General features: G+C 37.8%; 11 protein-coding genes and 1 other annotated feature. All 11 genes read left to right on the forward strand.

What is annotated here, in order from left to right:
• The first annotated feature begins 4 nt into the window (after positions 1 to 4).
• The 11 genes from polA (at position 5) to ytxC (ending at position 11,273) form a co-directional block, all read left to right on the forward strand.
• Positions 5 to 2,641 carry a DNA polymerase I gene (gene polA / locus ABES03_RS01915; protein WP_430114674.1) on the forward strand — a complete coding sequence of 879 codons (2,637 nt, stop codon included), beginning with the start codon at positions 5 to 7 and terminating at the stop codon, positions 2,639 to 2,641.
• An 18-nt stretch (positions 2,642 to 2,659) separates the two neighbouring features.
• A complete protein-coding gene (mutM, locus tag ABES03_RS01920) occupies positions 2,660 to 3,487 on the forward strand; it encodes a DNA-formamidopyrimidine glycosylase (RefSeq protein ID WP_430114677.1) in 828 nt (275 codons plus the stop codon).
• Positions 3,488 to 3,585: 98 nt separating this feature from the next.
• Positions 3,586 to 4,221, forward strand: coding sequence for a sporulation membrane protein YtaF (gene ytaF, locus ABES03_RS01925; protein WP_430114679.1), 636 nt, complete (start codon positions 3,586 to 3,588; stop codon positions 4,219 to 4,221).
• Between the two features lie 19 nt (positions 4,222 to 4,240).
• Positions 4,241 to 4,846 carry a dephospho-CoA kinase gene (gene coaE, locus ABES03_RS01930; protein ID WP_430114681.1) on the forward strand — a complete coding sequence of 202 codons (606 nt, stop codon included), beginning with the start codon at positions 4,241 to 4,243 and terminating at the stop codon, positions 4,844 to 4,846.
• 179 nt (positions 4,847 to 5,025) lie between these two features.
• On the forward strand, positions 5,026 to 6,057 hold the full coding sequence (locus ABES03_RS01935; RefSeq protein ID WP_430114683.1) for a glyceraldehyde-3-phosphate dehydrogenase: 1,032 nt from the start codon (positions 5,026 to 5,028) through the stop codon (positions 6,055 to 6,057).
• A gap of 367 nt (positions 6,058 to 6,424) precedes the next feature.
• Complete coding sequence (speD, locus tag ABES03_RS01940; RefSeq protein ID WP_307290748.1) at positions 6,425 to 6,799, forward strand: adenosylmethionine decarboxylase; 375 nt, start codon at positions 6,425 to 6,427, stop codon at positions 6,797 to 6,799.
• Positions 6,800 to 6,912: 113 nt separating this feature from the next.
• Complete coding sequence (locus tag ABES03_RS01945; RefSeq protein WP_430114685.1) at positions 6,913 to 7,290, forward strand: hypothetical protein; 378 nt, start codon at positions 6,913 to 6,915, stop codon at positions 7,288 to 7,290.
• A 95-nt stretch (positions 7,291 to 7,385) separates the two neighbouring features.
• Complete coding sequence (gene nrdR, locus ABES03_RS01950) at positions 7,386 to 7,847, forward strand: transcriptional regulator NrdR (RefSeq protein ID WP_026563356.1); 462 nt, start codon at positions 7,386 to 7,388, stop codon at positions 7,845 to 7,847.
• 60 nt (positions 7,848 to 7,907) lie between these two features.
• Positions 7,908 to 9,305, forward strand: a complete 1,398-nt coding sequence (locus ABES03_RS01955) for a replication initiation and membrane attachment family protein (protein ID WP_430114687.1) — start codon at positions 7,908 to 7,910, stop codon at positions 9,303 to 9,305.
• 12 nt (positions 9,306 to 9,317) lie between these two features.
• Positions 9,318 to 10,244 (forward strand): primosomal protein DnaI, encoded by a 927-nt coding sequence (gene dnaI / locus ABES03_RS01960; protein WP_430114689.1) that lies wholly within the window; start codon positions 9,318 to 9,320, stop codon positions 10,242 to 10,244.
• A 147-nt stretch (positions 10,245 to 10,391) separates the two neighbouring features.
• Positions 10,392 to 11,273, forward strand: a complete 882-nt coding sequence (gene ytxC, locus ABES03_RS01965; RefSeq protein WP_430114690.1) for a putative sporulation protein YtxC — start codon at positions 10,392 to 10,394, stop codon at positions 11,271 to 11,273.
• Positions 11,274 to 11,359: 86 nt separating this feature from the next.
• Positions 11,360 to 11,609 (forward strand) — a binding site (T-box leader).
• Positions 11,610 to 11,753 lie beyond the last annotated feature (144 nt).

Raw genomic sequence — 11,753 nt, forward strand, 5'->3', positions numbered from 1 at the left:
GAAGATGGAAAAGAAAAAGCTTGTGCTGATAGACGGTAATAGTATAGCTTATCGTGCTTTTTTCGCATTACCGCTCCTTAATAATGATAAGGGGATTCATACGAATGCAGTTTATGGTTTTACAATGATGTTAATGAAAATTTTGGAGGATGAAAAACCAACGCATATGCTTGTTGCCTTTGATGCGGGAAAAACGACCTTCAGACATAAAACCTTTGGAGAGTACAAAGGGGGCAGACAAAAAACGCCGCCAGAGTTATCCGAGCAATTTCCGTTTATTCGTGATTTATTAGATGCCTACGGAATATCTAGGTATGAGCTAGAAAATTTTGAGGCTGACGATATAATTGGAACGCTTTCCCTAACTGCTGAAAAGGATGGGTATGAAGTCAAAGTTATCTCTGGGGATAAAGATTTAACCCAGCTTTCTTCGCCACATACTACTGTAGGAATCACTAGAAAAGGGATTACGGATATAGAGGAATATACGCCTGAGCATATAGCTGAAAAATATGGTCTTACACCAGAACAGATTATCGATATGAAAGGTCTTATGGGGGATGCATCGGATAATATTCCTGGTGTGCCCGGAGTGGGTGAAAAGACTGCCATTAAGCTGCTAAAAGAATTTACAACCCTTGAAAAGCTGCTTCAATCTATTGATCAAGTAAACGGGAATAAGCTTAAGGAAAAATTAGAGGAATTTAAAGACCAGGCATTAATGAGTAAAGAGCTGGCAACGATTGAAAGGAAAGCACCCGTCGAAGTAGATTTAGAAACAATCGCCTTTGAGGGCTATATAAGAGAGAAGTTAGTGCCCCTCTTTAAAGAATTAGGCTTTCATTCATTATTAGACAAGCTGGGGGAAGATACTACCGTACATAAAGATCAGGAACTTGTAGATATCGAATATGTGATTCCTTCCGAAATAACTGAAGATATATTTGCTGAAAATAATTATTTTTATGTAGAACTTCTTGATGATAATTATCATTATGCAGAGATAATTGGATTCGCCCTTGTGAATGAAAAAGGACATTTCTACTTGCCAACGGAACTAGCATTGAAATCAGAGACGTTTAAAAACTGGGCAGAAGATGAAGGGAAAAAGAAAACCGTTTATGATGCGAAACGATCGGAGGTTTCATTAAGAAGGCAGAATATCCATCTAAAAGGTACAGACTTTGATATTTTAATGGCTTCCTATTTGATTAATCCTTCGGAAACCCAAGAAGATCTTGCTGCGATTGCACAAAAATATCACTTTCATAACATCCAGTCGGACGATTCCTTTTATGGGAAGGGAGCCAAAAGAAAAGTCCCTGAAGAGCCAAAGCTAGCAGAACATCTTGTTCGTAAAAGTATTGCCATGGCTGAAATAAAAGATAAATTGGAAGATGAATTACGAACAAATGAACAATATGAATTATTTAATGAGCTTGAGATGCCGCTTTCACTCATTTTAGCTGATATGGAATCGTGTGGAATAAAGGTAGAACAGGAACGTCTGCAAACGATGGGCAGAGAACTAAATGAGCGACTAGTGGAAATAGAAGAGAAGATTTGTGAACTTGCGGGAGAAAAATTTAATATTAATTCCACAAAACAATTAGGTGTCATCTTATTTGAAAAGTTAGGTCTTCAAGCATTAAAGAAAACAAAGACCGGTTATTCTACTTCGGCTGATGTGTTGGAAAAGTTAGCTGAGGATCATGAAATAATTGAGCATATCCTTCTATATCGACAATTAGGCAAACTTCAATCCACCTATATTGAAGGTTTATTAAAGGTAATCGATCCAAAAACAGAAAAAGTGCATACAAGATACCAGCAAACATTAACCGCAACAGGACGATTAAGCTCCATCGACCCGAACCTGCAAAATATTCCAATCCGGCTTGAAGAAGGAAGAAAAATTCGTCAGGCGTTTGTCCCATCTGAGGAAGGCTGGGTAATTTTTGCAGCCGATTACTCTCAAATAGAACTTAGAGTGCTTGCTCATATTGCTGGGGATGAAAAGCTGATCCAGGCATTCAAAGATGATCTTGATATTCATACAAAAACGGCGATGGAGGTTTTCCATGTGTCGGAAGATGAAGTAACATCTAATATGAGACGTCAGGCAAAGGCTGTTAACTTTGGAATTGTTTACGGGATAAGTGACTACGGGCTTTCACAGTCATTAGGGATAACACGTAAGGAAGCTGGACGTTTCATCGAGAGATACTTAGATACTTACCCTGGTGTGAAAGAATATATGGATGATATTATTCACTCAGCAAAGCAAAAAGGCTATGTTTCCACATTAATGCAGAGAAGACGTTATCTTCCTGAAATCACCGCCCGAAACTTTAATTTGAGAAGCTTTGCTGAACGTACAGCCATGAATACTCCTATTCAAGGGAGTGCGGCAGATATTATCAAGAAGGCAATGATTGATATGGATGAGGCTTTAAAGGATAAAGGTTTAAAGACACGCTTATTGCTCCAGGTGCACGATGAATTGATTTTTGAGACACCAGAGGATGAAGTAGCTATTCTTCAAGAACTAGTTCCAAGTGTCATGGAAAATGCTCTTGAATTGAAGGTGCCATTAAAAGTGGACTATTCCTATGGTCCAACCTGGTTCGACGCGAAATAAATAAAAGGAGGATCCATATTGCCAGAGCTTCCTGAAGTAGAAACAGTGCGAAAAACGTTAAAAAAACTGGCTCTTAATAAGACAATTGAAGAGATAACTGTCTACTGGCCTAAAATTATTAAAAATCCTGTAGAGATTGAGCAGTTTATTGATGCATTAAAAAAAGAGACTATTGTTGATGTTGGTCGAAGAGGGAAGTTTCTTATCATATATACAAATCACTATGCGCTAGTATCACATTTACGGATGGAAGGAAAGTATGGACTTCATCCGAAGGAACTTCCTTTTGATAAACATACACACGTCATTTTTCATTTTACTGACGATACTGAATTACGATATAGAGATGTCCGGAAGTTTGGAACGATGCATTTATATAAAAAGGGAGAAGAATTTACAAAACCTCCATTGATAGAACTTGGTCCTGAACCCTTTTCAGAAGAGTTTACTCAAGAATACCTGTCTCAGAAACTGAAAAAAACCAATAGGAAAGTAAAACCTGCCTTACTCGATCAAAAATTACTAGTAGGTCTTGGCAACATATACGTGGATGAGGCCCTTTTCCGGGCTGGAATACATCCAGAACGGCTTGCTAGTACTTTAACTGAGGACGAAGTTAGCCTTCTTCACAGTGAAATTGTGGCTACTCTAGGAGAAGCGGTGAAAAAGGGAGGGAGTACGATTCGTTCCTATGTTAATTCCCAGGGGGAAATTGGTATGTTCCAGCTTGAATTATATGCATATGGGCGAAAAGGGGAACCTTGTAAAAATTGTGGAACCCCTCTTGAAAAAACAACAGTCGGAGGAAGAGGCACTCATTATTGCCCAAGCTGTCAGAAACTATAATGTAAGCGATATGAATTTGAGAACAACAATTCAATAACAATGGATGGGCTCCTGCCATATACTATCGTAGTGATTTTCAGGAAGGAGTCCTAGACGTCATGGTTCAGTTGTTCTCACTTCTCATATTAGCCTTTGCCCTTAGTCTTGATAGCTTTAGTGTAGGGTTTACCTATGGATTAAGGAAAATGGTCATGCCAATCAAATCCGTTCTCGTTATTGCGACCTGCTCGGCAGCCTCTTTAATGATTGCTGTGTCAATTGGGCATGGCTTAGAAAAAGTAATATCACCGAATATTACGGCAAAACTAGGGGGATTCATTCTGATTGCTCTAGGTGCCTGGGTATTGTACCAATTTTTTCGGCCCGAAAAAGAAAAAGAATTAGTGGAACATGAAAAAACAATCGTAAACCTTGAGATCCGCTCCCTAGGATTAGCCATTAGTATATTAAAAAAACCCATGTCTGCTGACTTTGACCATTCAGGGACCATTACAGGAATCGAAGCATTAATGTTGGGCTTTGCCTTGTCATTAGATGCCTTCGGGGCTGGGATTGGAGCAGCTATGCTTGGATTTCCTCCACTATATTTAGCTCTTACTGTCGCAGTCATGAGCTCGTTATTCGTCCTGTTAGGAATAAAAAGTGGCGCTTTTTTCCATAAATTCGATTGGATCCAAAAGTTCACGTTTTTACCTGGGGTTTTATTAATCATTATTGGTATTTGGAAATTATGATACCTGAAAGGAAAAAAGCATGTCATTAGTTATCGGTTTAACTGGCGGAATTGCCAGTGGAAAAAGTACGGTATCAACAATGTTCAAGGAAATGAATATACCAGTAGTCGATGCTGATGTGGAGGCTCGCCTTGCTGTGATGAAAGGTGAAGTCGCCTACTTTCAAATAATTGATACGTTTGGAAAAGACATTTTATTAGAGGACGGGGAAATTGATCGGCAAAAATTGGGCTCGATTATTTTCCACCAAGAAGAGAAACGAAAGCTTTTAAATGAAATAGTCCATCCGGAAGTTAGAAAGAGAATGATAGGGCAGGTTGAAAAGGCTTCGCAAACCGGGGAAGAAGTCATTGTCCTGGATATCCCTCTTTTATTTGAAAGCAAGCTAACCTATATGGTCGAGAAGACGATTCTTGTATACGTGAATTATGACACTCAATTAGAAAGACTTATGAAGCGAAATAGCCTCTCAATTGACGATGCAAAGGCAAGAATACAGTCACAGATGCCGCTAAACGAAAAAATGAGATTAGCAGATGCAGTGATTAATAATAATGGATCAGTAGAAGAAACAAAAAAACAACTCATCAACGTATTAACTCAACTTGGAATAAAAATTCAATAACAAAAAAGGAGAAGGGGAGCCCCCTTTCTCCTTTTTTTGTTAAAAAACCTATTAAGTTATCAGAATTATAAAACATTTAAAAATCCGCAGTTTATTCATCACAATTTAACCTATATATGTTATACTAATTACAAGAATACAACTTAAAAGTATAACATTAATACGGAAGGGGCCGTAAAATGAAGTCACGAATTGCAATAAATGGGTTTGGGAGAATTGGAAGGATGGTTTTTCGAAAAGCAATCCTTGAAAAAAAACTTGATGTAGTAGCAATAAATGCGAGCTATCCGGCTGAAACATTAGCTCATCTACTTAAATATGATACAAATCATGGACCTTTTCAGGGAGAAGTTATCCCTTTAGATAACGAATTAATTGTAAATGGTAAAAGAATTAAGTTACTAAGTGACCGTAACCCGGAGCAGCTTCCATGGAAAGAGCTAGGGATTGATATCGTGATCGAAGCAACTGGAAAATTCAACTCCAGAGAAAAGGCTGCTCTGCATCTTACAGCAGGTGCTAAAAAAGTGATTTTAACTGCACCAGGGAAAAATGAGGACGTAACAATCGTTATGGGTGTAAATGATGAAATGCTAGATATTAATCAGCATGATATTATTTCAAACGCATCCTGCACAACGAATTGTCTTGCACCAGTTGCAAAGGTTTTAGATGAGAAGTTTGGAATTGAAAGTGGTTTGATGACAACGATTCATGCTTACACTAATGACCAAAAGAATATCGATAATCCTCATAAAGATTTACGGAGAGCTCGTGCCTGTGGACAATCTATTATCCCTACAACAACAGGTGCGGCTAAAGCACTATCACTAGTATTGCCGCAATTGAAGGGCAAATTACATGGGATGGCACTACGAGTACCAACACCAAATGTTTCACTTGTCGATTTAGTTGTTGACCTACACCAAGATGTAACGGTTGATGATATTAATAATGCCTTTAATGAAGCTGCACATGGCAGATTAAGAGGAATTTTAGATTTAACTATGGAACCGCTTGTATCAGTGGACTTTAATACAAACGAGAATTCAGCTATCATTGATGGGCTTTCGACAATGGTAATGGGGACAAGAAAGGTTAAGGTTTTAGCTTGGTATGATAATGAGTGGGGATATTCGTCTCGTGTCGTAGACCTGGCTCTTTATGTATCACAGCAAATAGCTAAATCCTCACAGGTTAAGGTAGGATAGATCAGAATAAAATGGTACAAAAATGCTGTCGATTGACAGCCTTTTTTTTGTCCTAGCCTGTTCCATTATGGGACAGTAAGGCATAAAATACTTTTGAACTATTGTTTTTTAATTATTATATATAGAGGATTACGCCCACCCAGCCTAGTTACAAAAATATCTTCTGAAAATTTTATATTGATAGGTTGCAAAAAAAATATAAACAAAGTATACTAGTCATCGTGAACTTCTTGAAATTAGGTACCTATTAATTACTTAAAGGGTTAGGACCTCTCTGGACTAACTTTCCCCCGTGGTAGTTATAAGATACCGTCAATAACCGGATTTCAGGAAACCATCATAAAAGGTTAGAGGGGGAAATAAGAATATGGAAACAATGGGACGACACGTAATCTCTGAACTTTGGGGATGCGACTTTGAAAAATTAAATGATATGGATTTTATTGAAACCACTTTTGTTGAAGCAGCTCTTAAATCAGGTGCGGAAATCCGCGAAGTAGCTTTTCATAAATTTGCTCCACAAGGCGTTAGCGGCGTTGTAATTATTTCTGAATCACATCTTACAATTCACAGCTTCCCAGAGCACGGATATGCAAGCATTGATGTATATACTTGTGGTGATTTAAACCCTAATGTAGCTGCTGATTATATTGCTGAGGCTTTAAATGCTCAAACACGTGAAAATATTGAAATTCCACGTGGTATGGGTCCAGTAAATGTTAAGCAAGCAAAGGTACTTTAATCCGAAAAAATGATCGAAGGGGTGTACGAACTATGTACACCTCTTTTTATATTTTCCTCATTATGTTGTAAAATAAAAATAAAAAGGAAGAATTTTTGGAGGGTACTATTTAAATGAGTTTATTCGGACGCTTTAGAAGTCAAATTGAAACATCTGATCAAAACAATGATGCTTCTTTAAAGACTCATTACTATAAGGGCAATTTTAATAAGATTTTTGAATCGATTGAAAAAATATTTCATGAGGATGCTGACTGTCGCATTTTAACGGTTTCAAAAGAGCATGGGGAGATTGCGATAGAAATCAAAAAGCCCTTTCCTTGTTTCCTGATTGTGACAATTGTTTCTGTTAAACCATTAGAAACTGCTGTAGACTTTAATATTTCAACTGAACGATTCTCTATCTTAGGTAATTACCCTGAATTAAAAAAGAGAGTGGTCGCTTATTACGATCGGTTAAATCAATTACATACTATGATTAAAGAAAAATAAAACTCCTAATACTTGGACTTGTACAAAGGTCTGCTTTTTTATAAGATAAAAGTAGGAAATTGTTCGGATTTCGTGAGATTTGGAGTTGATTAACAATGAAATGCCCTTCATGTCAAAATTATGGTACACGTGTGCTTGATTCTCGGCCTGTTGATGAAGGACGTGCAACACGGAGAAGACGGGAATGTGAAGAGTGTGGCTATCGCTTTACTACATTTGAAAAAATTGAAGAGATTCCTTTAATTGTAGTAAAGAAGGAAGGTACAAGGGAAGAATTTAGCCGAGATAAAATACTAAGGGGCTTGATTAAGGCGTGTGAAAAGCGGCCTGTTGCCTTAAAGGAACTAGAAGATATTACACACGGTGTCGAAAAGGACCTAAGGAGCCAGGGGATTTCTGAAATTAAAAGCGAGGCTATTGGCGAAATGGTAATGGATCGACTTGCCCATGTAGATGAAGTCGCATATGTAAGATTTGCTTCCGTATATCGCCAATTTAAAGATATTAATGTATTTATCGATGAATTAAAGGAACTGATAAAAAAAGAAAAATCGTAATGAGCTAAAGGGTCGTCTTTGGCTCTTTTTTCACTATTGAAAGAGAAAGGTTGGAATCATATGGCGCAGCATTGGCAGGAAATTCTTCCTATCGACCGTTATATTGTAGCAGCCGATGGGCTGCTCCATGAGTATGACCGGAAAGTGCTGACGTTTCTATACCAGCCCTTGATTGGGTCAACTTGTTTAAGTTTATATATGACACTCTGGGCGGAACTGGAAGAAAACAGACTTTGGTCTGATTCATCCACGCACCATCTGCTAATGAACTTGTTAGGGTTAAATTTAAAGGATATATATGAAGCGCGTTTAAAGCTAGAGGGAATAGGGTTATTAAAAACCTTTGTTAAAACAGATGAGGGAGATCGGTCCTTTATTTATGAACTGGTCCCGCCATTAACGCCTGAACAATTCTTTTTGGATGGAATGTTAAATATTTTTCTTTATCGAAAAATTGGAAAAAACCATTTTGCCCGTCTGAAACGATTTTTTTCTGACCAGCAAATGCCAAAGGAAAAAGAATATCAGGATGTAACCAGGGCCTTTCAAGATGTGTTTGCTTCAGCTACGCCTGGTAGTCTTCAATATCTTCAAGGTATTTCTGAAGAAATGGAACAAGAGGAGAATCAACATTTTATCGGTCGGTATGATTCGAAACCAATCCAAATCGAATTAAATACATTTGATTTTGACTTATTGATAGCAGGGTTAAATGAATCTCTTGTACCTAAAAAGTCTCTAACCCAAAAGGTAAAAGAGGTGATAAGCAATCTAGCCTTCCTGTATAATATTGACCCTATTCAGATGAAAAATATTGTCCTAAGTGCAGTCAATGAATCAAGTGAAATTGATATGGAAGAATTGCGTAAGGGGGCCCGTGATTGGTATCAGTATGTCAATCAGGATCAGTTGCCTAGTTTAATTGAACGAACGCAGCCTGCGGCCCAGCAGGTTCAAAATGATGAACCAAAAACACAGGAAGAAAAACTCATCCGTTATTTAGAAACCACTTCCCCATTAAGAGTGTTAAAGGATTTGTCTGGCGGTGGAGAACCATCGAAGTCAGATCTACAGATAATTGAGGAAGTGATGTTCAAACAAAAGCTTCTTCCAGGTGTAATAAATGTTCTCATTCAGTTTGTGATGCTCAAAACAGATATGAAACTTACTAAAGGGTATGTAGAAAAGATAGCAGGCCACTGGGCGAGGAAACAAATAAAAACAGTGAAAGAAGCAATGGACTTAGCAAAGAACGAACATCGAACGTACATCGGTTGGACAGATAACAAAAAGGCTGGAAGGCCGTCGAAGCAAAAAACTATTCGTAAAGAGCTCATACCGGAGTGGTTTGAGGAAAGTCCTGAAGAAGGAAACGCAGCTGCCCAAACGAATAAATCAGAAGATGACGAAGCGAAAAAGCGTGCAATAGAAGAAAAATTAAAGGCGTTTAGAAAGTAGGGGGTGAACAAGATGGAAAGGATCAATAGAACATTACAACGGTTAGCATCAAATGAAAGCTTTAAAAAACGGTATGAAAAACAGCGCCAGGAGGTTCTTCAGAATCGTGAGATTAAATCGTTTTTAGCGCGACATCAGGATGAAATTACACCAGAGATGATTGATAAAAGCATGAGTAAGCTTTATGAGTATACAAAGCAAAGTCAGGATTGTGAGCGCTGTGAAAGCCTTGGAAAATGTATTAATTTTATGCAAGGTTACCACCCGGAACTCGTATTATCTTTGAATTCGATTGATGTGATTTATAAGCGTTGCCCTAGAAAAGTGATGGCAGATGAGAAAAAGAAAAACGAAAAGCTAATTAAAAGTCTTTATGTACCTAAAGATATATTGGAAGCTACCTTTGAGGATTTTGAAGGGGACACTGGTCGACTGGATGCAGTGGACAAAGCTGCGACTTTTTTAATGAATTATGAGCAGGGCAAAAAACAAAAAGGATTATATCTTTATGGGAAATTTGGTGTTGGTAAGTCCTTTTTATTAGGTGCCATAGCAAATGAACTCGCAAAAAAACAGATCTCATCAATGATTGTTTATGTTCCTGAATTACTAAGAGAGATGAAAAGCTCTATTGCTGATTCCACACTAAATGAAAAAATAGAGGCATTAAAAAAAGAACCGGTGTTAATGTTGGATGACATCGGGGCGGAAGCAATGTCAAGTTGGACAAGAGATGAAGTATTAGGTCCAATCTTACAATTTCGGATGCTTGAAAGTCTTCCCACATTCTTTACCTCGAATTTTGATTTTCAAGGTTTGGAGCATCATTTAACTTACAGTCAGCGCGGTGAAGAGGAAAAGATGAAGGCCATGCGGATCATGGAGCGAATTCGCACCTTAAGTGATCCGGTTCTAGTTAGTGGTCCAAATAGGCGTTAGGATGAATAAAATATGTTTTCATGGGATTACCGGTTCACCAGGTAGTCCTTTTTTTATTATTATAGTAAAACTGTGGATATCTAACTTCTATTTTGGCCAAGTCCCCCATATATATTTAACAGACAATGCCTCAAAGGGGGGATTTGGTTGGCGGAAATCATCTTCCAAAGCAAGCTGGATGCACAAAAATTTTATCACCACTTGCTGAAGTACGTACCATATAATCCAATGAATGAAACTATTCTTCTTATAGAAGATCGACATATAGTAAAAATAGTTGATGTTTGCTTTTTTACGGATTTGTTTGACAGGGTGAAATCGGCCTTTTATCAGTTTATAACAAATACGAAACGGGATCATTGGTTTAGAGAGATAGTAAGGGATCAATATTATTATACCGACATGGAAGAGCAACAGCAGATTATTGATATTATCTATTCCATACTGGACGGGCAAAGAGAGGATCTTGCTGTTTTATTAAAAGAAATAAAAGAAGAGCCTAATCTAATTAGTACGGCGATTGATGAGATCCTTCATGAAAATGTCACTTTCTCTTTTGACTCTTTTGTTAAATTTCGCCTGCGTTCCTATCTGCAAACGCTAGAAAGCTATGTTGAGATTGCCATTGATGAATACAAAATGGAGCAGGAATATCAAATGTTTGTGCACATGCTAAGAGACTTTTTAGTGAACCGCGAACCCAAAATGGATACGCTTCATTTATTGTTCGATGAGGAAATTACATTTTTTAATGAGGATTTTGTTGAAATTAAAAGAGGCGAATTAACAAGATTGATTGATAGAAGGTTATTGGTGAATCATCCTGTTTATGTTGACTCCGCTTCCATTGCACCGCTGCTGTCACTTGCACCAACGTCTATTTTTATTTATACAAAAGATGCTGATGAGCCGCTGGTTAGAACCATAAAGAATATATTTGAGGAAAGAGTAACCCTTAAGGAGTATGGCGCACTTCGTGAGATAAAAAATTGGACTGATGAAAAAAAATCATCCGAAAATCATGCATAAAAAATAAAATAATGTCAATATTTAGTTTTATGCACCTTGCAATTTTAAAAGTAAATCATTATAATAACGTACATAGCAAATATGTAGTAAAAGTAATGATAAGGACAACAGTATTTCATTTACGGTTTCTAGAGAGGAAGACCTCCGGCTGAAAGTCTTCTAACACGGGATAAATACTTACCACCTTTAAACTTCAGCAGTGAACATTTCCTGTTTTATGGAATTAGTAATTGTTGACGGCAACAGCCGTTACCTGACCAAAGTCATGATCAATCGTTTGTGTTTGAACATGAAAAATTGGGTGGAACCACGTGTTAATCAAAACTCGTCCCTATTCCAGGGACGGGTTTTTTTATTTTTGGCTATGTTAAACGGGTCTGTTGATTTCCGCTCCAGGCACTTCGCTTTCCGTGGGTGTTTCGGCGAGCCTCCTCGGCGCTTGCGCCTGCGGGGTCTCCCCTGAACCATACTCCCACAGGA

Origin of the sequence: Neobacillus rhizosphaerae (genome assembly GCF_050477885.1) — a bacterium.
Taxonomy (GTDB): domain Bacteria; phylum Bacillota; class Bacilli; order Bacillales; family Cytobacillaceae; genus Neobacillus; species Neobacillus rhizosphaerae_A.

What these genes read in the sequence shown, in the direction of transcription:
- polA (WP_430114674.1), top strand. Translation starts at nt 5, where the DNA reads ATGGAAAAGAAAAAGCTTGTGCTGATAGACGGTAATAGTATAGCTTAT.
- ytaF (WP_430114679.1), top strand. Translation starts at nt 3,586, where the DNA reads ATGGTTCAGTTGTTCTCACTTCTCATATTAGCCTTTGCCCTTAGTCTT.
- coaE (WP_430114681.1), top strand. Translation starts at nt 4,241, where the DNA reads ATGTCATTAGTTATCGGTTTAACTGGCGGAATTGCCAGTGGAAAAAGT.
- ABES03_RS01935 (WP_430114683.1), top strand. Translation starts at nt 5,026, where the DNA reads ATGAAGTCACGAATTGCAATAAATGGGTTTGGGAGAATTGGAAGGATG.
- speD (WP_307290748.1), top strand. Translation starts at nt 6,425, where the DNA reads ATGGAAACAATGGGACGACACGTAATCTCTGAACTTTGGGGATGCGAC.
- ABES03_RS01945 (WP_430114685.1), top strand. Translation starts at nt 6,913, where the DNA reads ATGAGTTTATTCGGACGCTTTAGAAGTCAAATTGAAACATCTGATCAA.
- nrdR (WP_026563356.1), top strand. Translation starts at nt 7,386, where the DNA reads ATGAAATGCCCTTCATGTCAAAATTATGGTACACGTGTGCTTGATTCT.
- ABES03_RS01955 (WP_430114687.1), top strand. Translation starts at nt 7,908, where the DNA reads ATGGCGCAGCATTGGCAGGAAATTCTTCCTATCGACCGTTATATTGTA.
- dnaI (WP_430114689.1), top strand. Translation starts at nt 9,318, where the DNA reads ATGGAAAGGATCAATAGAACATTACAACGGTTAGCATCAAATGAAAGC.